The sequence below is a fragment of the Nocardioides secundeburneus genome (assembly GCF_039939255.1).
In the GTDB taxonomy this organism is placed as follows: domain Bacteria; phylum Actinomycetota; class Actinomycetes; order Propionibacteriales; family Nocardioidaceae; genus Nocardioides.
The window spans coordinates 605,585-629,108 of sequence record NZ_JBDUUE010000001.1 but is presented as its reverse complement, the minus strand read 5'-3'; the positions used below and the strand labels follow the sequence as shown (position 1 = coordinate 629,108).

At 72.4% G+C, this 23,524-nt stretch carries 24 protein-coding genes and 1 tRNA gene; 12 read left to right on the top strand and 13 right to left on the bottom strand.

Features of this window, described 5'->3' with window-relative positions:
* Nucleotides 1-75: 75 nt before the first annotated feature.
* A complete protein-coding gene (locus ABFT23_RS02820) occupies nucleotides 76-753 on the top strand; it encodes a hypothetical protein (RefSeq protein ID WP_347892422.1) in 678 nt (225 codons plus the stop codon).
* Between the two features lie 153 nt (nucleotides 754-906).
* Here the strand turns inward: ABFT23_RS02820 and ABFT23_RS02815 are convergent, their stop codons facing one another.
* The 6 genes from ABFT23_RS02815 to ABFT23_RS02790 form a co-directional block, all read right to left on the bottom strand.
* Complete coding sequence (locus tag ABFT23_RS02815; RefSeq protein ID WP_347893045.1) at nucleotides 907-2,253, bottom strand: NAD-dependent malic enzyme; 1,347 nt, start codon at nucleotides 2,251-2,253, stop codon at nucleotides 907-909.
* 105 nt (nucleotides 2,254-2,358) lie between these two features.
* A complete protein-coding gene (locus tag ABFT23_RS02810) occupies nucleotides 2,359-2,826 on the bottom strand; it encodes an SRPBCC family protein (protein WP_347892421.1) in 468 nt (155 codons plus the stop codon).
* Nucleotides 2,827-2,829: 3 nt separating this feature from the next.
* Nucleotides 2,830-3,318 carry a glutathione peroxidase gene (locus tag ABFT23_RS02805; protein ID WP_347892420.1) on the bottom strand — a complete coding sequence of 163 codons (489 nt, stop codon included), beginning with the start codon at nucleotides 3,316-3,318 and terminating at the stop codon, nucleotides 2,830-2,832.
* Nucleotides 3,315-3,992: a hypothetical protein gene (locus ABFT23_RS02800; RefSeq protein WP_347892419.1), complete on the bottom strand. Its 678-nt coding sequence runs from the start codon at nucleotides 3,990-3,992 to the stop codon at nucleotides 3,315-3,317. The genes ABFT23_RS02805 and ABFT23_RS02800 overlap by 4 nt, the downstream gene beginning before the upstream one ends.
* The gene (locus ABFT23_RS02795) at nucleotides 3,971-4,558 is read right to left on the bottom strand and encodes a nitroreductase family protein (RefSeq protein WP_347892418.1); all 588 of its coding nucleotides are present in this window, start codon (nucleotides 4,556-4,558) and stop codon (nucleotides 3,971-3,973) included. The genes ABFT23_RS02800 and ABFT23_RS02795 overlap by 22 nt, the downstream gene beginning before the upstream one ends.
* Nucleotides 4,559-4,583: 25 nt before the next feature.
* Entirely contained in the window at nucleotides 4,584-5,555 is a 972-nt protein-coding gene (locus ABFT23_RS02790; RefSeq protein WP_347892416.1) for an SDR family NAD(P)-dependent oxidoreductase, read from the bottom strand.
* A gap of 295 nt (nucleotides 5,556-5,850) precedes the next feature.
* Here ABFT23_RS02790 and ABFT23_RS02785 point away from each other — a divergent pair, with 295 nt between their 5' ends.
* Entirely contained in the window at nucleotides 5,851-7,197 is a 1,347-nt protein-coding gene (locus ABFT23_RS02785; RefSeq protein WP_347892415.1) for a hypothetical protein, read from the top strand.
* A 63-nt stretch (nucleotides 7,198-7,260) separates the two neighbouring features.
* Here the strand turns inward: ABFT23_RS02785 and ABFT23_RS02780 are convergent.
* Nucleotides 7,261-7,343 (bottom strand) — tRNA-Leu (locus tag ABFT23_RS02780).
* A 178-nt stretch (nucleotides 7,344-7,521) separates the two neighbouring features.
* On the opposite strand from ABFT23_RS02780, the gene ABFT23_RS02775 reads away from it, so the two are divergent.
* From ABFT23_RS02775 to pknB, 7 genes are read left to right on the top strand one after another with little or no spacing between them, the layout of a single operon-like run.
* The gene (locus ABFT23_RS02775) at nucleotides 7,522-8,262 is read left to right on the top strand and encodes a DUF3662 and FHA domain-containing protein (RefSeq protein ID WP_347892414.1); all 741 of its coding nucleotides are present in this window, start codon (nucleotides 7,522-7,524) and stop codon (nucleotides 8,260-8,262) included.
* On the top strand, nucleotides 8,255-8,731 hold the full coding sequence (locus ABFT23_RS02770; RefSeq protein ID WP_347892413.1) for an FHA domain-containing protein FhaB/FipA: 477 nt from the start codon (nucleotides 8,255-8,257) through the stop codon (nucleotides 8,729-8,731). The genes ABFT23_RS02775 and ABFT23_RS02770 overlap by 8 nt, the downstream gene beginning before the upstream one ends.
* Before the next feature lie 29 nt (nucleotides 8,732-8,760).
* The gene (locus ABFT23_RS02765) at nucleotides 8,761-10,230 is read left to right on the top strand and encodes a PP2C family protein-serine/threonine phosphatase (protein WP_347892411.1); all 1,470 of its coding nucleotides are present in this window, start codon (nucleotides 8,761-8,763) and stop codon (nucleotides 10,228-10,230) included.
* Nucleotides 10,231-10,236: 6 nt separating this feature from the next.
* On the top strand, nucleotides 10,237-11,649 hold the full coding sequence (locus ABFT23_RS02760; protein WP_347892410.1) for an FtsW/RodA/SpoVE family cell cycle protein: 1,413 nt from the start codon (nucleotides 10,237-10,239) through the stop codon (nucleotides 11,647-11,649).
* Nucleotides 11,646-13,094 (top strand): peptidoglycan D,D-transpeptidase FtsI family protein, encoded by a 1,449-nt coding sequence (locus tag ABFT23_RS02755; protein WP_347892408.1) that lies wholly within the window; start codon nucleotides 11,646-11,648, stop codon nucleotides 13,092-13,094. Before ABFT23_RS02760 ends, ABFT23_RS02755 begins: the two co-directional genes overlap by 4 nt.
* 43 nt (nucleotides 13,095-13,137) lie before the next feature.
* Nucleotides 13,138-14,655 carry a protein kinase domain-containing protein gene (locus ABFT23_RS02750; RefSeq protein ID WP_347892407.1) on the top strand — a complete coding sequence of 506 codons (1,518 nt, stop codon included), beginning with the start codon at nucleotides 13,138-13,140 and terminating at the stop codon, nucleotides 14,653-14,655.
* The gene (gene pknB, locus ABFT23_RS02745; RefSeq protein ID WP_347892405.1) at nucleotides 14,652-16,490 is read left to right on the top strand and encodes a Stk1 family PASTA domain-containing Ser/Thr kinase; all 1,839 of its coding nucleotides are present in this window, start codon (nucleotides 14,652-14,654) and stop codon (nucleotides 16,488-16,490) included. The genes ABFT23_RS02750 and pknB overlap by 4 nt, the downstream gene beginning before the upstream one ends.
* A 4-nt stretch (nucleotides 16,491-16,494) precedes the next feature.
* Here the strand turns inward: pknB and ABFT23_RS02740 are convergent, their stop codons facing one another.
* Nucleotides 16,495-17,391, bottom strand: a complete 897-nt coding sequence (locus tag ABFT23_RS02740) for a DUF881 domain-containing protein (RefSeq protein ID WP_347892403.1) — start codon at nucleotides 17,389-17,391, stop codon at nucleotides 16,495-16,497.
* A gap of 47 nt (nucleotides 17,392-17,438) precedes the next feature.
* Between ABFT23_RS02740 and ABFT23_RS02735 the strand changes: the two genes are divergently transcribed.
* Complete coding sequence (locus ABFT23_RS02735; protein WP_347892401.1) at nucleotides 17,439-17,909, top strand: cell division protein CrgA; 471 nt, start codon at nucleotides 17,439-17,441, stop codon at nucleotides 17,907-17,909.
* Between the two features lie 293 nt (nucleotides 17,910-18,202).
* On the opposite strand, the gene ABFT23_RS02730 is transcribed toward ABFT23_RS02735, so the two are convergent.
* Together ABFT23_RS02730 and ABFT23_RS02725 are read right to left on the bottom strand one after the other, a co-directional pair.
* Nucleotides 18,203-19,138 carry a rhomboid family intramembrane serine protease gene (locus ABFT23_RS02730; protein ID WP_347892399.1) on the bottom strand — a complete coding sequence of 312 codons (936 nt, stop codon included), beginning with the start codon at nucleotides 19,136-19,138 and terminating at the stop codon, nucleotides 18,203-18,205.
* Nucleotides 19,139-19,144: 6 nt separating this feature from the next.
* Nucleotides 19,145-19,663 carry a peptidylprolyl isomerase gene (locus tag ABFT23_RS02725; RefSeq protein WP_347892398.1) on the bottom strand — a complete coding sequence of 173 codons (519 nt, stop codon included), beginning with the start codon at nucleotides 19,661-19,663 and terminating at the stop codon, nucleotides 19,145-19,147.
* Between the two features lie 163 nt (nucleotides 19,664-19,826).
* On the opposite strand from ABFT23_RS02725, the gene ABFT23_RS02720 reads away from it, so the two are divergent.
* Entirely contained in the window at nucleotides 19,827-20,519 is a 693-nt protein-coding gene (locus tag ABFT23_RS02720; RefSeq protein ID WP_347892396.1) for a hypothetical protein, read from the top strand.
* A 4-nt stretch (nucleotides 20,520-20,523) separates the two neighbouring features.
* Here ABFT23_RS02720 and ABFT23_RS02715 read toward each other — a convergent pair whose 3' ends face one another.
* Nucleotides 20,524-20,886, bottom strand: coding sequence for a DUF3817 domain-containing protein (locus ABFT23_RS02715; RefSeq protein ID WP_347892394.1), 363 nt, complete (start codon nucleotides 20,884-20,886; stop codon nucleotides 20,524-20,526).
* Entirely contained in the window at nucleotides 20,883-21,614 is a 732-nt protein-coding gene (locus ABFT23_RS02710) for an SURF1 family protein (protein WP_347892393.1), read from the bottom strand. Before ABFT23_RS02710 ends, ABFT23_RS02715 begins: the two co-directional genes overlap by 4 nt.
* 78 nt (nucleotides 21,615-21,692) lie before the next feature.
* Here ABFT23_RS02710 and ABFT23_RS02705 point away from each other — a divergent pair, with 78 nt between their 5' ends.
* A complete protein-coding gene (locus ABFT23_RS02705) occupies nucleotides 21,693-22,460 on the top strand; it encodes an MBL fold metallo-hydrolase (RefSeq protein ID WP_347892391.1) in 768 nt (255 codons plus the stop codon).
* A 3-nt stretch (nucleotides 22,461-22,463) separates the two neighbouring features.
* On the opposite strand, the gene ABFT23_RS02700 is transcribed toward ABFT23_RS02705, so the two are convergent.
* Entirely contained in the window at nucleotides 22,464-23,426 is a 963-nt protein-coding gene (locus tag ABFT23_RS02700; protein WP_347892389.1) for a hypothetical protein, read from the bottom strand.
* Between the last annotated feature and the right edge of the window lie 98 nt (nucleotides 23,427-23,524).

The following is a 23,524-nucleotide window of genomic DNA, read 5'->3' as shown; positions in this document are numbered from 1 at the left end:
CAGCGGCGGTCGGGTGGCTGGGTGGGGGCACGTCTCGGAATCGGCCGTTCACCACGCAGGCCCCACAATGGGGCCATGTCCGACCCGGACCCGATGTCCCGCTTCGACCCCGAGGCGCCCGACGCCGACGACCTCGACGAGCGCCACGTCGCGTTCCGCACCCTCAAGCGCGTGCGGGTGCTCCTCGTGCTGGGCACGCTCCTGGTCGGTCTGCTGGTGGCGGCGGGCATCGGGGCGTCCAAGCTGTGGGCCGACCCGCCCGAGCGCGACGCCGTCTCGCGGACCGTCACCTGCTGGAACGGCACCGAGGCGCCGCTCGACGAGTGCACCGAGCCGGAGGGCGGCCGGGGGCTGCAGTGGGTCTTCCCGAGCTTCAGGCTCGACGACAGCCGGTGCGCGGAGATCGAGCGTCCGGCCCGCACCGAGAAGCGGCCGGTCGAGTTCACCTGCGACCGCACCCTCGACCAGCGCCGGGTCGTGCTCGTCTACACCGCGCGCACCAGCCTCGACCAGGGCCTGGCCTTCCTCCGGCGCACCTACGACGCCACCCCCGACGAGGAGGCCGACGGCGAGCGGCTCGTCTTCCGCTCCCCGGTGGTCGACGACGACGGCTTCGTCGAGCTCACCGCGGCCTACGCCGAGCACCCGTTCACCGTGACCGTCCGCGCGCCCACCGAGGAGCTGCGCGACACCGCGCTCGACGAGCTGGTGCGGTTCCGCCCGGCCGACCAGGTCGTCGTCCGGTCGCGCTGATCGAGGTGCGCGGCCGCCTGCGGCCCCACGCTGATCGAGGTGCGAGCGGAGCGAGCCTCGAGATCACCGGCCCTGCGTACCCAGGCCCGTGGCCGAGGGGCCTCGAGGCTCCTCGCCGAGCTCGTCGCACCTCGACGAGCGTGGGATGAGTCGTCAGCCCCGGATGGCGTTGGCGACGGCCTTGGGCACGTCGGGGTGGAAGACCGTCGGGATGATGAAGCTCGGGTTGAGCTCGTCGTCCTTGACGACGAGGGCGATCGCCTCGGCGGCGCGCAACAGCATGTCGACGGTGACCTCGTGCGCGCGGGCGTCGAGCAGGCCACGGAAGACGCCGGGGAAGGCGAGCACGTTGTTGATCTGGTTGGGGTAGTCGGAGCGGCCCGAGGCCACGACGGCGGCGTACTTGCCGGCCTCGCCGGGGTCGACCTCGGGGTCGGGGTTGGCCAGCGCGAACACGACGGCGTCGTCGGCCATGTCCTTGATCCAGAGCGGGTCGAGGATGTTCGGGGCCGAGACGCCGACGAACACGTCGGCGCCGCCGTCGGAGGCCAGGGCGGCGTGGAGGTCGCCGGTGACGTGGCGCGGGTTGGTGGCCCGGGCGAGCTCGACCTGGGCGGGCGAGAGGCCCTCGAGGTCGGGCACGAGGCAGCCGACGCGGTCGTAGACGACGATGTCGGTGACGCCGGCGGCGAGCAGCAACGTGGCGATCGCGGTGCCGGCGGCGCCGGCACCCGCCAGGACGACGCGGGCCTCGGGCAGCTCCTTGCCCACGACGCGCATCGCGTTGGTGAGCGCGGCGAGGACGACGATCGCGGTGCCGTGCTGGTCGTCGTGGAAGACCGGGATGTCGAGGCTCTCGCGCAGACGTGCTTCGATCTCGAAGCACCGGGGTGCGGCGATGTCCTCCAGGTTGATGCCGCCGAAGCCGGGGGCGATCATCTCGACGGCCTTGACGATCTCGTCGGTGTCCTGGGTGGCCAGGCAGATCGGCCAGGCGTCGATGTCGGCGAACCGCTTGAACAGCGCCGCCTTGCCCTCCATCACCGGCAGCGCGGCACCGGGGCCGATGTTGCCGAGACCGAGCACCGCCGAGCCGTCGGTGACGACGGCGACCGAGTTGCCCTTGATGGTGAGGCGCCGGACGTCGTCGGGGTTGTCGTGGATGGCCATGGAGACCCGTCCGACGCCGGGCGTGTAGGCCATCGACAGGTCGTCGCGGTTCTTGAGCGGCACCTTCGAGCTGACCTCGATCTTGCCGCCGATGTGCAGCAGGAACGTGCGGTCGGAGACCTTGTAGACCTCGACGCCCTCGACGGCGTCGACGGCCTGCTCGAGCAGCTTGGCGTGGTCGGCGTCGCCGGCCGAGCAGGTGACGTCGAGCACCAGGCGGGTGTTGGCCGACTCGGCGACGTCGATGGCGGTGACGATGCCGCCGGCCTCGGCGATCGCGGTGGCGACGGCGCCGACGACGCTGTGGTCGGGCGCCGTGTGCAGGCGCATGGTGATCGAGTACGACGACGTGGTGGCGGTCCGGGGCACGACGCTCACCATGTCACCGGTCGGTCGTTACGAGCCAGTAGCGGCGACTTGTGGTCGTAACGGTCGTCACACGCCGAGGTGGTTGAGCAGGTTCTTGGAGAACCGGTTGCCCATCTGGGCGATGACGCCCCGCATCGCCGTCCGGACGGCGCCGCCGGAGAGCCGCGGCAGGGGCAGGTCGACGCAGATCTCCATCGAGGTCTCGAGCAGCACGCCGTCGGCGTGGTCGGCGAGGGCGTACCAGCCGTGCACGCCGGCGCGCTCCTTAGTGCCGGACGGCGGGTCGTGGTCGAACTCGAGGCGCCGGCCGCCGTCGAGCGTCATGCGCTCGGTGAAGGTCGCCTCGAAGCCCTTGCCGAGCACGGTGAGGCCCGACATGTGCCAGATCCAGTGCTCGCCGCCGTCGGTGGTGATCGAGGAGATGAACGGCGTCAACCGGGCGACGAGGTCGGGGTCGGTGAGCACCGCCCAGACGCGCTCCCGCTCGACCGGGACGACGGCCTCCGCCTTCGTGGCGGAGGAGAAGGTGGCCAAGGATCAGGCCTCGGCCGCGAGGGCCTTCTCGATGTCCTTGCTCAGCTTCTCGGGCTTGGTGGTCGAGCCGTAGCGGTCGATCACCTGGCCGTCGCGACCGAGCAGGTACTTGGTGAAGTTCCACTTGATCTTGCCACCGAGCAGGCCCTTCTTCTCGCTGCGCAGCCACTGGTAGAGGGGGTGGGCGTTGTCGCCGTTGACCTCGATCTTGCTCATCATCGGGAACGTCACGCCGTAGTTCTTCTGGCAGAAGGCGCCGATCTCGGCCTCGTCGCCGGGCTCCTGGTGCCCGAACTGGTCGCACGGGAAGCCGAGGATGACGAAACCCTGGTCGCCGTAGGTCTCCCACAGCTTCTGGAGGCCCTCGTACTGCGGGGTGAACCCGCACTGCGACGCGGTGTTGACGACCAGCACCACCTGGCCGGCGTAGTCGGCCAGGTCGACGGGCTGACCGTCGAGCGTGGTGGCGCTGAAGTCCTGGAGGGAGGTCATGGGGCAGAGTCTGGCAGGCAGGCCCTCACCTGTGCGGGTTGTTCCCACCCGACCGGGTTCGAGAAGTCGCCGAGGGCCACCCGCACCTGCTGCTCGCCCACGTCGAGGACGACGGCGTCGGACTCGACGCCGGCGACCTCGCCGACCACGAGGTAGGTCGTCGCGTCGAGCTGCTCGAGACGGCCGCCGGGGCGCGCGCGCCGGACGTCCTCGAGGGCGACGAGCCGCAGCCCGCCGGCGGGACGGCGGCGCCAGATCAGCGCCAGCGCGAGGAGGAGGAACACGTCGGCGACGACCGTGAGCACGACCAGCACGCCGGACCCCGACTCGCCGACCACCTCGTAGCGCTCGGGCCGGCCCGGCACGACCCGCACGCGGATCGTCTCGTCGTCCACGGCCCGCTCGAACCCGGGGCCGTCGACGGCGGCGGTCCACGTGCGCTGCTCGGGGTCGACGTCGCGGTCGTAGCGGAACTCGACGAGACCGCCGCCGCTGTCGCGCGTGGCGGTCACGGTGGCGGTGACCTCGACGCCGTCGGCCTCGATCGAGCGGCCGACCCACCAGCCGTGCGCGAACGGCAGGTTCACCACCACGACCAGCAGGACGACGAGCGCGAGCGCCCGGCGCCGGGTGCGGGCGGCGCGCCCGGGCGTCACGGCCGCCACGGTTGCCACCCGAGCCCCATCGCCACCTCGCCCAACGGACGACGGGCCCGCTCGCGGTGCTCGCGCTCGCGGTCGCGCTCGGGCACCTCGGCGGGGTCGCCGCGGACCCCGACGGCGATGCCGGCCATCAGCCGCACGTGCGCGGGCACGCCCAGGGCGACGGCGGCGGCGTCCTTGTCGAAGCCGCCGAACTGGTGGGCGTGCAGGCCCATCGCGACGGCCTGGAGCGTGACGTGGGCGGCGGCCTGGCCGAGGTCGTAGCGGGCGGTGTCGGCGTCCTTGACGTCGACGACCTCGCACCCGGCGACGAGCACGAGCGAGGCCCGCGGCACCCATCCGGAGTTGCCGCGGCTCAGGTGCGGCACGAACGCGGTGTGGGCGGCGCTGCCGCGCGGCGCGACGACGAAGCGCCACGGCTGGCTGTTGCCGGCACTCGGCGCCCAGACGGCTGCCGTCAGCAGCGTCTCGACGTCGGCGTCGCCGATGACGTGCCGGGCGTCGAACACGCTGGGGCTCCAGCGTGACCGCATCGGCTCGGCAAGGCGCTCGGCGTCGGGCATCGGGGCATGGCTCACGCGCCCATCCTGCCCGTCCGTGCGCTCAGACCGGCCAGGCCGAGCCGGTCGCCTCGGCGACGTGGTCGAGGAAGGCGCGGCGGGCGGCCGGGTCGGTGCGCCGCTGCACGGGGTAGGTGGTCGGCCGGGGCGCCCGGTCGTGCCAGAAGTGGTGGGTGCCACGCGAGTCGGGCCGCGTCGCCACCAGCCACACGGCGGTGTCGGCGCCCGAGGCGGCGTCGCGGAACAGCGGGCCCATCACCTTGTCGAAGCCGGGCAGGCTGTCGGTGACGCCGGGCGTGGACGCCCAGCCCGGGTGGCAGCTCTCGACCCGCACGTCGCCGCCGCGCAGGCGATCGTTCCAGGCGTCGGCCAGCTCGACCTGCATGCGCTTGGTGCGGGCGTAGCCCCGCACGCCGTCGTAGGTGCCGTCGCGGTACTCGATCTCGTCGGGCGTGGTGCGCAGCCCGGCGGAGTACATGCCGCCCGACGACATGAAGACCACCGACCCGCCCCCGAGCAGGGGCAGGAGGCGCTCGGTCATCAGCTGCGGCCCGAGCACGTGGACGGCGAGCGCGAGCTCGTGGCCCTGGGCCGACTCGGTGCGCTCCCGCACCATCACCCCGGCGTTGTGCACGAGACCGTGCAGCGCGTCGACGCGGCCGGCGAGGTCGTCGCACCAGGCGCGCACGGCGTCGAGGTCGCCGACGTCACAGACCTCCCCGACGAGGTCGGCCGTCGGCTGCCGGCGGCGGACGTCGGCGACGGTCGCGGCCACCTTGTCGGGGTTGCGGCCGAGCACGTGCACGGTGGCGCCGAGCCGGGCGAACGAGACGACCATCGCCGTCCCGATGCCGGACGTCGCGCCCGTGACCACCACCCGGCGTCCGGACAGCGAGCCCGGGGCCGGGTCGGCCGGCCACCAGCGGCGCCGGACCGCGGGACCGATGCGGGTGTAGCCGAGCACGAGCGAGCGGTCGAGCAGGGTGTCGAGGGCGGCCGTGAGACGAGTAGACACGATGACAACGGTAGGGAGGAGCTGGACCCGAGAAGGCTCCGAAGGGGTGAAACCGCCCCCCGCTCTCCCCCCACGGTCGAGCGGGGGACGGCCGGACAGACGTTATCCGAGACACCGCGTCGCCACGAGGGGGGCAACCGCAAGGTTGCCGCAAGACCGCGACACGCGGGCGGCAACCACCGCGCACGGCCCCGCGAGCTCGTCCAGGGCGCCCACCACACCCCTCCGGGTTTCGCTCGGCCCCACCGGGGCAGGAACACACGGACCAGACACCGCACCGATCGAAGGACCCGACATGGACATCGACGCACTCAAGCAGGCAGCGATCGATGCCTACATGCGCACCGAGGGCTACTCGGTCAAGGACGACCACTACTTCGACTACGGGCTCGGGTTCAGCGCCTACGTGGGCCGAGACGGTCATGGCACCGCGACCTATCCCTCGATGTCTCCCTACGCACCGCCCACGACCACCGACCTCGACTACTCCGGTCACTTCTCGACCATCCGGTCGAACATCGACTCGGCCCTGGAGGAGTGGCAGGACGACAAGATGCCGACGGCGGCGCAGTGCGACGCCAAGGCCGTCGAGGCCACGGCCGCCGTGACGGCCCTCAACGTCGGCAACTCCACCGCTCTCGGGGGCGCGCTCGGCGGCTACCTCAAGACCGTCTCCGACAACGCCCCCCTCTTCCGGGGCGAGACCGCCGACGCCTTCAACAACAGCTTCGTCAACCAGCTGCCCGCCGTGATCAGCAACCACGGCTGCCTGGCCTCGCTGGTCGTCGAGGCCTGGGGTGCGTCGAAGGAGATCTGGACCAAGGCCCGCGAGGACCGCGACACCCACGTCGAGACGTGCACGACGGCGTTCAAGAACTACGCCGAGAGCGGCGGGCCCAACGAGGTGAAGTTCGTGCTGGCCCTCACCGGTGCGGCCATCGCCGGCGCCTCGGCGATCGCCACCGGAGGCATCGCGCTCCCGTTCACGCTGGCCACCGTCGGTGTCACCAGCCTCTCGGCGATCAACGACTACGCCGCCGAGCTCGAGGTCGAGCGCAACGGCGCCAACTTCGAGGAGCTGATGGACGCCTTCGTCGAGGGCCTCGGCGACATCGACGAGGGCATCACCAAGCAGGAGCAGCTCATCGCCGACGGCCTCGAGAACGCCTGGACCACCTTCGAGGCCAACCGCCCGCTCTTCGACCTCACCCCCCGGGCCACCGACGACGGCGACGGCAACTGGAACGACGAGACGAGCATCTTCGACGTGCAGGACGCCGCCGGCATCAGCTTCGTCGTCCCCGCCCAGGAGGTCGTCGACTCCCTCTCCAGCGGCATGGTCAACCTCGCCCACGGCATCGGCGACGCCGCCCCGAAGGTCGTCGCCGGCGACGACACCGCGAACGTGCTCAGCGACCGCACCGTGGGCCTGCAGTACAGCGGCATCGCGATCTACATGTACATCCTCAGCGACAACAACGCCTCGTCGTTGCGCAACCTGCAGTGGGACGTGCGCGAGGGCAACGCCATGTACCAGGCCGTCATCCGTGACTTCCAGGACAACGACACCGCGAGCCAGACGCACATGGACACCATTCGCGAGCGCCTGTCGGTCGGCAGCGGCGAGGACCCCTGGGCCTGAGCGCGTCGGGGGCCGGGACGACGACAGGCCCCGGACCGTGGTCCGGAGCCTGTCGTGGATCTGTGCGCGAGGGGGGATTTGAACCCCCACGCCCTTTCGGACACTGGCACCTGAAGCCAGCGCGTCTGCCGTTCCGCCACTCGCGCAAGTAGCCCGGGAAGATTAGCGCAGCGACGCGACGTCGCCCAAAACGAGATCCCCCGTGCGCGGGGTTGCGAGGTTGCCGCACGTCGTCTCGCTACGATCGCAGGAGCTTCCGGTCACCGACCGGCGGTTGTCGCGCCCGGACGGGGTGCGCCGAGGCGCAGGCGGAGGAGGTGGACGATGGGCGGGTTGCAGCGCTTCGAGCGTCGCCTCGAGTCGGCCATCTCGGGCATCTTCGCCAAGACGTTCCGCAGTGCGGTCCAGCCGGTGGAGATCGCGGCCGCGCTCGAGCGCGAGCTCGACAACAACTCCCAGATCCTCTCGCGCGACCGGCGCCTGGTGCCGAACGACTTCCACGTCGAGCTGTCGCAGACCGACCTCGGCCGGCTGGCGCCCTACGACTCCACGCTGGCGCGCGAGCTCTCCGACCAGCTGCAGCAGCACGCCCAGAAGCAGAGCTACGTGTTCCCCGGCCCCATCCGCATCGGCTTCGAGGCCGCCGACGACCTCTCGACGGGCCGGTTCCGCATCCGCAGCGAGGCCCAGGCCAAGGTCGTCGGCACCGCCACCCACACCCAGGTGCGCCGGGCCCTCGCCGTCATCGAGGTCAACGGCTCGCAGCACCCGCTGGTGCCGCCGGGCATGGTGGTCGGTCGCGGCACCGACGCCGACCTGCGCATCAACGACCCCGGCATCAGCCGGCGCCACCTCGAGTTCATGGTCACCGCCGGCCGCGACGGCCAGGACCCCGTCATCGAGGTGCACGACCTCGGCTCCACCAACGGCATCCTCGTCGACGGGCGCAAGGTGCCGCGGGCCACGCTCCACGAGGGCTCGCAGGTCAAGGTGGGCACCACGACCATGACGGTGCGCGTGCTGCGCGACGACCACGGCCAGCTCGGGGAGGCCCACGGTGTCTGAGCTGACCTACTTCCTGATCCGCGTCGCCTACCTGGCGATCCTGTGGATCTTCGTGCTCGCGGCCTTCTCGGTCATCCGCTCCGACATGTTCGGCGCCCGGGTGCCCGAGGGCCAGCGCAACCCGAAGGGTGCCGCCGCGCCCAAGCCGCCGAAGCAGAAGAAGGCGGGTCGACGCGGCACGCCCACCCACGTCGCGGTCACCCAGGGCAGCAACTCCGGCATCACCGCGAGCCTCGACCGCGGCCCGATCCTCATCGGCCGCGGCAGCGACGCCGCCATCCGCCTCGACGACGACTACGTCTCCACCCGGCACGCCCGCATCGCCTCGTCGGGCGACGCGTGGTTCGTCGAGGACCTCGGCTCCACCAACGGCACCTACATCGGCAGCGTGCGCATCACCCAGCCCACGACGATCACCCTGGGCACCCAGGTGCGCATCGGCAAGACGATCCTGGAGCTGCGCAAGTGACCTCCCCGAACGGACCTCACGACGACGCCGTGCCCGATCCGTCCGACGGGCGGGCCCGCTCCGACGACACCGTGCCCCACATCCCGGTCACGCACCCGGCGGGGGCCGCCGAGACCGGTGAGCCCGTCGACGTGGTCACCGAGGGCGAGGAGCCGCTGCGCCTGCACTACTCGGCCATCTCCGACGTCGGTCGCGTCCGCAAGGACAACCAGGACTCCGGCTACGCCGGCCCGTGGCTGCTCACCGTGTGCGACGGCGTCGGCGGTGCCGCCCGGGGCGACATCGCGTCGTCGACGGCGGTCTCGGCCCTGCGGGCCCTCGACGCCGCGCCGGCCGGTCCGGTCGGCCCGCCCACCACGGCCGGCGGTACCCGCGTCGGCACACCGCCCGTGCTCGACCGGGTCAGCGACGCGCTGCACGCCGCCCACGAGCAGATCGGTCGACTCGTCGACGACGACCCGACCATCAACGGCACCAGCACCACCGCGACCGTCGCGCTCTTCGACGGGCGCCGCATCGGCATCGGTCACGTCGGCGACAGCCGTGCCTACCTGTTCCGCGACGGCGAGATCAGCCAGCTCACCACCGACCACACCTTCGTCCAGAGCCTCATCGACGAGGGCCGCATCACCGAGGAGGAGGCGCGGGTCCACCCGCACCGCAACCTCATCCTCAAGGCACTCGACGGCGTCCACGAGGCCGAGCCCGACCTGTTCGTGCTCGAGCTCGTCGCCGGCGACCGGCTCTTCCTGTGCAGCGACGGCGCCTGCGGCGTCCTCGACGACGGGCGCCTCGCCGACGTGCTGTCCATGGGCACGCCCGACTTCGCCGCCGTCGAGCTGGTGCGGGCCAGCCTCGAGGCCGGCAGCTCCGACAACGTCACGTGCATCGTGGCCGACGTCGTCACCGACGCGACCGCCACCGCCGACCCGACCTACGCCGAGCTCGAGCCGATGCTCGTCGGGGCCGCGGCCGAGCTCAAGCGCAAGCTGCCCCGCGGCCTGTTCCGCGGGCACCGCTCGGGCGACACCGGCGAGCTCGAGCCCGTCGACGCCGAGATCCCCGACGACCTGCCGCCCTGGACCGTGCAGTCCGACCCGCTCCACCCGGTCGACCCCGAGGCCGCGCGCTACGCGCCGCGGCCCCGTCCGCGGTTCACCTGGGTGCGTCGCATCATGGTGCTGGTCATCGTGCTCGGCCTGGCGTGGATCGGCGTCGCCGCCGCCTGGTCCTACGTGCAGCGCCAGTACTACATCGGAGAGCGCGACGGCGTCGTGGTGATCAACCACGGTGTCGACGCCTCCCTGCCGGGTCTGACCCTGTCCGAGGTCGTCGTCGAGACCACGCTGCGCGTCGACGACCTCGAGGAGTTCGACGCCGACATGGTGCGCGACGGCATCCCCGTCGACGACCTCGCCGACGCCCGCGACCAGGTCGAGCAGCTCGCCGCGAAGCGCACCGGCACCGGCAGCGAGACCAGCGACTCGACCGGGAACTAGTCGAGCATGGTCACCGCTCCGGGCACCTCTGCCCTCATGGTCTTCGTCCACCGGCGCCGCCGGGGGGCGGAGCTGTTCCTGCTCGTCCTCGCGCTCGCCGTCGGCGTCGGCGGCTACGCCGCGGTCGGTCTCGGCGTGCAGGGTGAGGTGCCGCCCGACATCGTCGGCTACGGCGGCTGGCTGGCCGCGCTCATGGTGGCCGCCCACGTCGCCGTCCGGCTCGTCGCGCCCTACGCCGACCCCGTGCTGCTGCCCGTCGTCGCGGCGCTCAACGGTCTCGGTCTCGCCGTGATCCACCGCCTCGACCTCACCGAGGGCACCGACTTCGCGACCCAGCAGCTGACCTGGATGACGCTCGGCGTCGTGCTGTTCATCGGCACGCTCGTCGTCCTGCGCGACCACCGCGTGCTCGCCCGGTTCACCTACACCCTCGGCCTCGCCGCGATCGTCCTGCTCCTGCTGCCGATGGCACCGGTGATCGGGCGCACGATCAACGGCGCGCGCATCTGGATCAACGTCGGCCCGTTCAGCTTCCAGCCCGGCGAGGTCGCGAAGGTGATGCTCGTCGTCGCCTTCTCCGGCTACCTGGTGCTGCACCGCGACGCGCTGGCGCTCGCCGGACGCCGGTTCCTGTTCGTCGACCTGCCCCGCGGGCGCGACCTCGGCCCGATCCTGGCGATGTGGGCCATCAGCTTCGGCATCCTGGTCTTCCAGCGCGACCTCGGCTCGAGCCTGCTGTTCTTCGGCCTCTTCCTCATCCTGCTCTACGTCGCCACCGAGCGTCCCGGCTGGATCGTCGTCGGTGCCGCGATGTTCTTCGCCGGCGCGTTCGCGGCCTACCACTTCTTCGGCCACGTGCGCACCCGCGTCGACACGTGGCTGCACCCGTTCGAGTACTACCGCGGCCCGCTCGGTCAGAACAGCGACCAGCTCGTCGAGGGCCTGTTCGGCATGGCGTGGGGCGGACTCATCGGGCGCGGGTTCGGCAACGGCGACCCCGGTCGCGTGCCCTACGCCGAGTCGGACTTCATCATGGCCGCCATCGGCGAGGAGCTCGGCCTGACCGGCGTGCTCGCCGTGCTGCTGATGTACGGCGTGGTGGTCGAGCGGGCGCTGCGCACGGCGATCATCTCGCGCGACAACTTCGGCAAGCTGATGGCCACCGGCCTCGGCTGCATCTTCGCGCTCCAGCTGTTCGTCGTCATCGGCGGCGTCACGCGACTCATCCCGCTCACGGGCCTGACGACGTCGTTCCTGTCCTACGGCGGGTCGTCGCTCGTGGCCAGCTGGGTGATCATCGCCCTGCTGCTGCGCATCTCCGACCAGGCCCGTCGTCCGGCCCCCGACCTGACCCCGCCCGACGAGCGGGCCCAGGCCGAGGAGTCGACGCAGGTGATCAAGCTGGAGAAGGTGCGATGAACAAGCCGATCCGCACCATCTCGGTGTTCTGCATGCTGCTGTTCCTGGCGCTGATGCTCAACGCGACCTGGTACCAGTTCGTGAAGGCCGACGCCTACAACGACCGGGCCGAGAACCGGCGCGTCAAGGAGGCCGCCTACTCGAGCGAGCGCGGCGCCATCCTGGTCGGTCGCGACCCGATCGCCGAGAGCAAGCCGGTCGACGACAAGTACAACTTCCTGCGCACCTACACCTCGCCGCTGCTCTACGCGCCGGTCACCGGCTACTTCTCCTTCGGTGCCAGCACCGGCATCGAGTCGTCGCAGAACGACGTGCTCTCCGGCGACGACCCGCGCCTGTTCATCGGCAGCTTCATCGACCTGATCACCAACAAGACCCCCCGGGGCGGCAACGTCGAGCTCACGTTGGACCCCGACGCCCAGCGCGCCGCCTTCGACGGCCTGCGCGCCCTCGGCGACGAGGTCGAGGGCTCCGTCGTGGCGATCGAGCCGTCCACCGGCAAGATCCTCGCGATGGTCTCGCTGCCGACCTTCGACCCCAACAACCTGGCCACGCACGACGACCAGCTGCGCGACGAGACCTACCAGCGCCTCGACAGCGACCCGCGCGAGCCGCTGCTCAACCGGGCCATCCAGAAGCGGCTCTTCCCGGGCTCGACGTTCAAGGTGGTCACCGCCGCGGCCGCGCTCGAGTCGGGCAAGTACTCCGGGCCCGACGCCCGCGTGCCGGGCGGTGACTCGTTCCCCCTGCCGCAGAGCAGCCGCTCGGTCACCAACGAGGGCCGCTACTGCCCCGACGACACCACGCTGCGCCAGGCCATGGAGCAGTCGTGCAACACCACCTTCGCCCAGCTCGCCATCGAGGTCGGCTCGGAGGAGATGCTGCGTCAGGCCGAGCGGTTCGGCTTCAACTCCGACTACCTCGACGACCTCGACGGCCAGGCCCGCTCGGTCTATCCGACCGAGACCGACCAGGCCCAGCTCGCCCTCACGGGCTTCGGCCAGTACGAGGTGCAGGCCACCCCGCTGCAGATGGCGATGGTCGCCGCCGGCCTGGCCAACAAGGGCGTCGTGATGCGGCCCTACCTCGTCGACGAGGTGCAGCAGGCCGACTACGACGCCCAGACCACCGACCCCGAGGAGCTCTCGCGCGCGGTCTCGGAGGAGACCGCCGACGCGCTCACCGAGGTGCTGGTCTCCACCGTCGACGAGGGCACCGCCTCGCCGGCCCAGATCGACGGCGTCGCCGTCGCCGGCAAGACCGGCACCGCCCAGCGCGGGGTCGAGGGCGAGCCACCCTACGGCTGGTTCATCTCCTACGCCCCCGCCCGCGACGCCGACGTGGCGGTGGCGGTCATGATCGAGGAGGCCCCCGGCCAGGAGATCGCCGGCGGCCGCCTCGGCGGTCCCATCGCCAAGGCCGTGATGGAGGCGGTCCTGCAGTGATCGCCGCCGTCCAGCCCACCACCCCGACCGAGAGGAGCACGCGATGACCGAGACCTTCGCCGACGGCGCCGGCCGCTACCGCCTCGACTCCCGCATCGCCACCGGCGGCATGGGCGAGGTGTGGCGGGCGACCGACACCAGCCTGGGCCGCGAGGTCGCGGTCAAGCTGCTCAAGGCCGAGTACGCCGACGACGCGACGTTCCGTCAGCGCTTCGAGACCGAGGCCCGCCACGCCGCCGCCCTGCACCACCCCGGCATCGCGGCCGTCTACGACGTCGGCGAGAAGCCGTCGGCCGACGGCTCCAACCACCCGGTGCCCTTCTTGGTGATGGAGCTCGTCGACGGCAAGCCGCTCTCCGAGCTGATCGCCACCGAGGCGCAGGGCCGCGACCTCGACCCCGAGGCCGTCGCCGACCTGCTCGCCCAGGTGGGCGACGCGCTCGGTGCGGCCCACCGCGCCGGCATCGTGCACCGCGACGTCAAGCCCGCCAACCTCATGGTCACCCCCGCCGGCCGCGTCAAGGTCACCGACTTCGGCATCGCCCGCGCGGCCGACGGCGTCGGCATCACCCGCACCGGCGCGGTGATGGGCACGCCCCAGTACCTCTCGCCCGAGCAGGCCGAGGGCCGCCCGGCCACCGCCGCCTCCGACGTCTACGCCCTCGGCGTGGTCGGCTACGAGTGCCTGACCGGACGCCGTCCCTTCGACGCCGAGTCGCCCGTCGCCACGGCGCTGGCCCACATCCGCGAGCCCGTCCCGACGCTGCCCGACCGCATCCCCGCGGCGCTCGCGGCCGTCGTCACCCGCTCGCTCGCCAAGGAGCCGAGCGCTCGCTACCCCGACGGCGCCGCGTTCGCCGCGGCACTGCGCGACCCGTCCACGCAGGCCACCGCCGTCGCCGCCGCGCCGGTCCCCGTGCCGCCGGTCGACGAGTCGCGCACGCAGGTGCTCGGCGCCGTGCCGCTCGACCCCGACCCCACGCCGGCCACGGCGCCCGTCGCTCCCCCGGTCGAGCCGGTCGGCCAGACCCCGGCCCGGCGGAACCCGTGGCCCGTCGTCCTGGCGGTCGTGCTGCTCGTCGCCCTTGCCGTCGTGATCGCGCTGCTGCTCACCGGGGGCGACGACGACGAGCCCGAGGAGCCCGCCCCGTCGAGCCAGACGTCGTCGGCGCCGTCCACCGAGCCGACCTCGGAGCCGACGAGCGACGAGCCCGAGCGGGTGCAGGTCAACCCGGCCGACTACCTCGACCGCAACATCGACGACGTCGCCGCCGACCTGGAGGCCCTCGACCTGCAGGTGCAGCGCGACGGCGTGGCCAACGACGACCCCAGTCGCGACGGCCAGGTCACCTCGCTGAACCCGACCGGCTCGGTCGCGGTCGGCACGACGATCGACGTCAGCTACTACGAGGACGCCCCGGAGGAGACCGAGGAGCCCCCCACCTCCGAGCCGACGACCGAGCCGACGTCCGACGAGCCGACCTCCGAGCCCCCGACGTCCGAGCCCACCGAGACGACGCCGCCCCCCACCGAACCCACCGAGGGAGAGCCGACCCAGTGAACGACGACGAGCGCTCGACGGTCGGCGGCCGCTACGAGCTGGGCGAGCTGCTCGGCCGCGGCGGCATGGCCGAGGTGCGCAAGGGCACCGACTCGCGGCTCGGTCGCATCGTGGCGGTCAAGCGGCTGCGCACCGACCTCGCCAGCGACGCCACCTTCCAGGCCCGCTTCCGCCGCGAGGCGCAGTCGTCGGCCTCGCTCAACCACCCCTCGATCGTCGCCGTCTACGACACCGGCGAGGAGCCGGCCACCGACGGCAGCGGCGTCGACCAGCCCTACATCGTCATGGAGTACGTCGCCGGCCGCACGCTGCGCGACATCCTGCGCGAGGGCCGCAAGATCCTGCCCGAGCGCGCCCTCGAGATCACCAGCGGCGTGCTCTCGGCCCTCGACTACAGCCACCGCGCCGGGATCATCCACCGCGACATCAAGCCGGGCAACGTGATGCTCACCCCGAGCGGCGACGTCAAGGTCATGGACTTCGGCATCGCCCGCGCGATGAGCGACGCCCAGAGCTCGATGACGCAGACGGCGGCCGTGGTCGGCACCGCGCAGTACCTCTCGCCCGAGCAGGCCCGCGGCGAGTCCGTCGACTCCCGCTCCGACGTCTACTCGGCCGGCTGCCTGCTCTACGAGCTGCTCACCGGCCGGCCGCCCTTCGTCGGCGACAGCCCGGTCGCCGTCGCCTACCAGCACGTGCGCGAGCAGCCCAAGCCGCCGTCCGACCACGACACCGACCTGCCGCGGGCCGTCGACGCGATCGTGATGAAGTCGCTCGCGAAGCGCGTGGAGGACCGCTACCAGTCCGCCGGCGCCATGCGCACCGACATCGAGCGCTACCTCGCCGGCCGGCCGGTGGAGGCCGCCGTCCCCGCGGCCCCGCCCGAGCCCGAGCCGACGCCCGTCCGGCCGGCCCCGGTGCCGGTCGCCGCACCCGCCACCACCGCGCCCAAGCGCCCCGAGCCGGCCCGGCTGCCGGCGTCCGACCCCGCACCCCGCACCGGCCTGTGGGTCGTGCTCGGCCTGCTCGTCATCGCGCTGCTCGTCGCCGGGTGGTTCCTGGTGCAGGACTCCCTCTTCCCACCCGCCCCGGAGCGCGAGCAGGTGCCCCAGGTCGTCGGGCTCACCGAGGACCAGGCCCGGGCCGCCATCGGCGAGGCCGGCCTCACCGTCGGCGAGCCGGTGCAGACCGAGAACAGTGACACCGTGCCCACCGGCCAGGTGATCCGGCAGTCGCCGGCGGCCGAGGACTACGTGGCGCCCGACACCGAGGTCACCTTCGTGGTCTCGCTCGGCGAGGCCCAGCTCACCGTGCCCGACGTGACCCGCAAGCCGCTCAACGAGGCCATCGACGAGCTGCGGGCGGCCGGCTTCACGAAGTTCGAGCGCCGGAGCGAGGCCAGCGACCTCCCCGCCCGCGAGGTGCTCGCGCAGAACCCCGAGGCCGGCGCCGCGGTCGACCGCGACACCGCCATCACCCTCACCTTCTCCGAGGGCCCCGTGCAGGTGCCCGACGTCGTCGGCCGCACGGAGCAGCAGGCGCGCCGGCTGATCGAGGACGCCGGGTTCGTGCCCGACGTCCGCGTCGACCCCGACTCGACCGAGAAGAGCGGCACCGTCGTCGACCAGGTGCCCGAGGCCGGCCAGGAGCTCGACCAGGGCAGCACCGTGGTCATCTTCGTCTCGCGCTACGTGCCGCCGCCCACGACGCCGCCGGCGCCGACCACCACGGCCCCGCCCACGACGCCGCCGGCGACCACCGACCCCGCGGTGCCGCTGCCGACCGACCCGATCACCCCGCCGCCGGCCGGCCGGACCGACGACGAGGACGACTGACGACTCAGCTCGTCGTGCGCGGGGTGGCGGCGTCGATGTCGAGCAGGCCGTCGTAGCCGGCGGCCTGCACGTCGGCCTCCTCGGTGAGGTCGAAGCCGACCCCGATGTCGGGGTTGTCGGCGTCGGCGCGGAAGCCGGTGATGCGCTCGTTGTCGTCGATGGCCTCGACCATGTCGGTGGCGTCGCCCACGGCCTCGATCGTGTAGGGCTGCGGGAAGGGGACTCCCCCGAGCAGCACGGCGCTGCCCGAGCACTTGATGCCCGTGGTGGTGACGACGCGTTGACCCTGGATCGTCACGGCCCGGGCGCCACCGGCCCACAGGGCGTTGACGAGGTTCTGGATGTCCTCCTGGTGGACGACGAGCAGGTTCTGCACCTGCTCGCTCGCGCCCTCGGCGATCTTGTCCTCGATCTTGTCGGTGGGCGCGTCGGACATCACGATGCGCAGGCCCGGTCCGCTGACCGGGTCGAGGCCGGCGGCGCCGCGGAGCCGCTCGGCCTTGCGCTCGACGCGGCGCACCTGGTCGTCGTCGACCTGCTTCGACAGGGTCTCGACCTCGGCCTCGAGGGCCTGCGCCTGGGCCTCGAGGCGCTCGTAGGTCCGCGACTCGGCCTCGGTGAGGTCGGTGAGGCTGGTGTAGCGCCCCGGCCGGAGGTCGGTGCCCTCGCTGTTGGTGCCGCTGACCGCGAACAGCGCCCCCGACATCAGGACGACGACCGGCGTGCCGACGCGCCAACCGAGGTGGGCGCGGCGGGTCTGCGCGCCACCGTGCCGGTGCGGGAGCCGCGCGGCGACGTCGCGGGCCACCGGCACGCGGGCGAGCGCACGCCGCCAGCCGCGGGTGTCGTCGGCGCCGTCCGCGGCCCCGGGGTCGGGGGCATTTCGGTCGGGGGACGTCACGCCCACTAAGGTAGCCCGGACCCGTCGACGGAGAAGGATTGCTACCCGTGGCCAAGCTCAAGGCGAAGCAGCAGACGTTCAACCCCGACCGGGGGCCCGTCTTCAGCGTGCGCTTCGGCATCTCCCTCCTCCTCATCGCGGTGGGCATCGCGTGGATCGTCTTCTACTACGTGGGGGTCCGCGCGCCCGACCCGACGACCGAGGTGCCCGACCCGTCGATGACCGGCCCGGGCTTCATGCGCGACCTCGCGGGCTGGAACTATCTCATCGGGTTCGGCATCTTCTTCCTGGGCCTCATCGTCTCGGCCCACCCGTCCACGCCCCTGGGTCGCGGTCGCGGCGTCGTCGTCGGCATGCTCGGCTGCTTCCTGATCGGCCTGGCCTGGATCTGCGTGTTCTACGCGATCGCCCAGGACACCTCGAGCGTGCCGGTCTTCAACGACCTCGACCAGAAGAACCTCATCGTCGGCATCGCGTTCATGGCCGTCGGGTTCTCCTTCGCCACCCGCTGGGAGTAGGCCTCGGCCTCACCGTCCTCCTGGAGCCGGCCCCCGCGGCCGCGGGGGCCGGCTCCGGTGCGTGGTGCCGCGCCGTCGTCCACAGGCGTGCCGCGGGGGCACGCGCCGGTTGTCCACAGGGTTGTGCACACCTGTGGAGCGAATGACACGCGTGTAAGTCGTGCACAGGTTCGTCCGCAGCTGTGGAGAATGACAGCCGTGTAGTTCTCCACCGGTTGCTCCACAGCTGTGGACGACGCGCGACGACCGGCCCGACCACCCGGACGTGCGGTGGTCGAGCCGGTCGGGATCGATCAGGCCAGGGCCGCGGAGCGCAGGACGACGGCCAGGGCCAGCAGCGCCGTGACGCCGAACAGCGCCGACCACTGGACGACGGGTCGCCGCACCCCGCGCGGGGCGTAGACGATGATCGCGGTCACCAGCGCCCCGACGGCGAGGCCGCCGAGGTGGGCCTGCCACGAGATGTTGGGGACGGCGAAGGTGATCACCAGGTTGACGACCAGCAGTCCCGCGATGCTGCGCAGGTCGCCGCCGACCTTCTGGATCAGCACGCCGAGCGCGCCGAACAGCCCGTAGATCGCGCCGGAGGCGCCGAGGGAGTAGCCGTCGACCGACGACAGCCAGTAGGCGGCCACCGAACCACCGAGGGCGGCCAGCAGGTAGACCGCGAGGAAGCGGGCGCGGCCGAGGGCGGCCTCGACCTGCGGGCCGAGGAAGAACAGCGCGAGCATGTTGGCGCCGATGTGCCACAGCTCCACGTGGGTGAACGCGCTGGTGACCAGCTGCCACACCGCGCCGTCGGCGACACCGGGCACCCACTCGCCCCGGCTGCCGGTCTGGGCGCACAGGGCGGCGGAGTCGGCCGCGGGGAAGTAGCTCTCGGGGTCGGCGGTCGACTCGCACAGCCCGACGGGCAGCAGCGAGATCCGGTAGACCAGGCGGCTCGCGTGCCACCCGGTGGCCACCACCGCCAGCCACACCGCGACGTTGATGCCGACGAGCACGGCGGAGGTGAGCTGGGGCCGGGCCGATCGGCGTCCGCCGTAGGGGCCGACGCCCTGGCGGGTGCTGCGCGCACCCTCCTTGATGCACGACGGGCACTGGAAGCCGACGGCGGCATCACGCATGCACTCGGTGCAGATGGGCCGCTCGCAGCGCTGGCAGCGGATGTTGGCCTCTCGCCCGGCGTGCCGGTAGCAGACCGGGACGCCGGGCGCGGGCTCGGACATGCTGGGTCAGGCCTTGTCGCCGACGATCTCGACGGTCTCGATGACGACCGGCTCGACCGGGCGGTCCATCGCGCCGGTGGGCACGGCGGCGATCTTGTCGACGACGTCGCGCGAGGCCTGGTCGGCCACCTCGCCGAAGATCGTGTGCTTGCGGTTGAGCCACGGCGTCGCGCCGACGGTGACGAAGAACTGCGAGCCGTTGGTGCCCGGGCCGGCGTTGGCCATGGCGAGCAGATAGGGCTTGTCGAAGACGAGCTCGGGGTGGATCTCGTCCTTGAACTGGTAGCCGGGGCCACCGGTGCCGGTGCCGAGCGGGCACCCGCCCTGGATCATGAAGCCGGGGATGATCCGGTGGAAGCCGAGGCCGTCGTAGAACTTGCCGGTGCGACCGTTGGGGGTCGAGTAGTCCTTCTCGCCGGTGGCGAGACCGGTGAAGTTCGCGACCGTCTCGGGTGCGTGGTTCGGGAACAGGGTGATGGTGATGTCACCGTGGTTGGTCTTGAGGATGGCTTGCTGGTCGGCCATGGCTGCCTTTCACGTCGTTCGCGTCGTCGCGGTCGGAGAATCGCCTCGATCCTGCCACCCGAGCCCTCACCCACCCTGGGGTGGTCGCCCCTCAGGCTCGCGTGGTTGGCTAGGCGGCCTACGACCTCGGCGGGCCGAAGGCCTGAGAAAGGGGAGACTCGCCATGGGACTCCGCAAGAAGAAGTCACTGGTCGACCAGGCCATCGACCAGGCCGGTGAGTACGTCGACGCACTCCGCCCCCACGTGGAGTCCGCGTACGGCCAGGCCAAGGACTTCGTGCAGGACACCGCCATCCCGGCGCTGCACGACGCCAAGGACAAGGCGGGCCCGGCGCTCGCCGACGCCCGCGAGAAGGCGGTTCCGGTGCTGGCCGAGGCCCGCGACCGGGCCGTGCCGCTCGTGAGCGAGGCCCGCGACAAGGCGGCGCCCCTAATCGCCGACGCTCGCGCCAAGGCTGTGCCGCTCGTCGCCGGCGGCGCCGCGGTGGCCGGTGAGCGCGCCACCGCCGTCAAGGTGCTGGCCGAGGAGAAGGTGGCCGAGCTCAAGGGCGAGAAGCCGAAGAAGCGCAGCAAGATCAAGACCCTGCTGGTCCTCGGCGTGGTCGCGGGCGGTGTCGCCGTCGTGGCGAAGAAGCTGCAGTCGCCCAAGAGCGACAACTGGCAGTCGTCCTACACCCCGAAGCCCGCCCCGGCCGCGGCCAAGCCGAGCGTGCCGGCGTCCCCCGCCGTCACCGACACCGGTGGCGCGGGCCCCGACGAGGCCCTCGCTGACGCCGTCGAGGCGCCGCACCCGGTCTCCACGCCCGACGAGCCGGTCGAGGTCGTCGACGTCGACCCCGAGACCGAGAAGAAGTAGCCCGCTACGCCTCCGCCGACGCGGCGTGGTCCGAGAACTCCTCGCGGACCCGCCGCGTCGCTCGGTGCTCGGCCCAGAACGACAGCACCGGCACGGTGCCGCACAGCAGCGTCACGGCCGTGAACGGGATGTCCCAGTCGGCGCGACGCGAGAGCCAGAACGCGGCGAACAGGAAGATCATGTAGAGCCAGCCGTGGGCGACGCCGAGGTACTCGGTGATCCAGTCGCCCGCGTGCTGCAACGACGTCCCGTCGTCGAGCAGGTACTTCAGCGGCACCCCGACCAGGATCAGCACGATCAGCAGGACGCCGACGATCGTCGCCATCACGCGGTAGGCCTTGAGCGGGGTCGCGACGTCGGGGCTCACACGTTCGACGGTACCGGGCGCACCGGCGACGACGACGTCCGGGAGTCGCGCACGAAGCGCCACCAGATGAACGCGGCGAACAACCCGAAGGCCCACCACTCGAGGGCGTAGAGCAGGTTCTTGAGCGCCGTCGTGCTCTCGATCGGCGGCAGCTCCTCGAGGTCGGCCGCGGCCAGGCCCCCGATGCCCTGCTGGGAGACCGCGAACGCGTAGTACATGTCGGCGTCGACGCGCTGGACGAGGTCGGCCACCCGCAGCTCGGGGAAGACGTCGTCGGTGGGGTCGTCGTCGGGACGACCGGCTCCCTCGGGCGACTGCAGCCACCCGGTCACGCTGGCCCTGCCGGTGGGCTCGGCCGGCACCGTGGTCGGGTCCGCCGTCCAGCCGCGGACGACGGGCATCGCCGCCGATCCGGAGTCGAGGGCGCTGACGACCCAGTAGCCGTCGTCGCCGTCGCGCTCGCGACCGGAGATCAGCACCGTGCTGCCGGGCACCCAGGTGCCGTCGATCTCGACGGGCTGGCCGACCTGGTCGCTGCGCACCCGGTCGTCGGGGCCGAGGACGTCGGAGAGCGGCAGAGGCGTCGCCTCGGTGAGGTCGAGGGCCTCCGCGGCGCGACGGTCCTGCCAGGAGCCGTACTGCCACAGCCCCAGGGAGACCGCGATCGCCACCGCCACCAGCGCGAGCACGTGCGCCCCGAGCATCCTCGGACTGAGCAGGTCGCGCACGTCGTCCAATGTACGGAGGGCCCGCAGCGCCCGGCCCGCCGGGACCGGCGCCCTCACGACATCTGTCACGATGCGTGCGTGATCCACCACCTCAACTGCGGCTCGTTCGCCCCCCGGCTGGTCGGCCCGATGGTCGCGCACGTGCTGCTGGTCGAGCGTGCCGACGGCCTGCTGCTGGTCGACAGCGGGTTCGGGACGGCGGACATCTCCGACTCCCAGCGGCTCGGTCGCGCCTTCACCTCCCTCATGCGGCCACTTCTCCGCACCGAGGAGACCGCGCTGGCGCAGGTCGAGGCGCTGGGCTTCCAGGCCACCGACGTCACCGACATCGTGCTCACCCACCTCGACCTCGACCACGTGGGCGGTGTCGGCGACTTCCCGCACGCCACGGTGCACGTGCACGAGGCCGAGCTCGAGGCCGCGCGCCACCCGCGCGGCATGGAGCACGGGCGCTACCTCGCCGTCCAGTGGCAGGACGCGACGTTCGCCACCCACCGCTCCGACGCCGGTGACGACTGGTTCGGCTTCGAGGCCGTCTCGGCGCTCGGCGACGACGTCGTCCTGGTGCCGCTCGCCGGTCACAGCCGGGGTCACTCGATGGTCGCCGTGCGCGACGGCGAGGGCTGGCTGCTGCACGCCGGCGACGCCTACTTCCACCCGGGCGACCTCACCGATCCCCTCTCGACGCCGCGCATCCTGCGGACCGCCCAGCGGCTCCTCGCCCAGGACGACGAGCTGCGTCGCGCCAACCGCGACCGCCTGGCCGAGCTGGTGCGCGCCGACCACCCCGGCGTCCGGGTGTTCAGCGCGCACGACCGCGGTGAGCTCGCGGCCCTCACGGACTGAGGATCACGCGCTGCAGACGGCGAACGGCAGCCTGCGGTCCTGCGTGAGGCGCGCCGCGAGCGGGCCGTCGCCGATGGTGAAGCCGATGCGGCCGTCGCGCGGGTCGGCGACGGGGTCGAGGTAACCCTGCCCGAAGTCGGGATCGGTCGCCGGGAGCTGGTCGCCGAGACGCGCGCGCTCGAAGACGTCGTCGCGGGGGGCGCCCAACCGGGCGGTCACGAGCCGGCCGGCGAACGAGACCGAGAAGGTCTCGAGCGGGTCGAGCGCACCGACCAGGGCCGCCGGGCTGGGCGCCAGCTCGCCGCGCACCTCCCCGAAGGCCTCGTCGGCCGGCACGCACTCGCGCGAGACGTAGGTCGCGCCGGCCTTCTGGCCGACGAGGGCGAGCAGGTCGGGATCGGCCGCCCAGCTCTGCGCGGGCTCGCGCGTCGCGCCGACCGCGACGAGGTGCGCCGCGGGCACGACGGTGGCCCCGACGAGGGGGCCGTCGTCGGCGGCGGCCGCCTGCTGGACGCCGGCCATGTCGAGGTCGTCTCGGAAGCCCACCACGTAGCCGACGCCCGAGGGCCCCTCGAACCGGGCCTCCCAGTCGACGTCGTCCTGGCCGAAGCCGTAGCGCTGGAGGTAGTCGGTCCCGCGCAGCGCTCCGCGGCTGAGCATCGCCGCCGTCGTGCTCGCCTCGCGCTCGAAGCGACGGCGCTCGTCAGCCGGCGACCGGCTCGTCAGCTCACCGAACCCGAGCTGCAACCGCAGCTGCACGAAGTCGGTGACCTCGAGCAGCGTCGCGTCGGCCGGGACGACGGCCATGACCGCCGCCGCGGGCTCGAGGTCGGGGTCGTAGGCCGGCGCGGTCGTGGTGCCGGCGTCCTGCGGCGGCACGACCACCGGCGCGTCGTCGCTGCACGCCGTGAGCGCGAGCGCCAGCGTCGACGCCGCCAGGAGCGCGACCAGCGTCCGGTTCCCCACGGGCCCATCCTCACACGAGGCGGGCGGTCGATGGTGTGGTCCGGCGCAGGCATCCGTGACGGCGGCTACCGTGGCGGGCGTCCGAGCAGTCGGCCGCG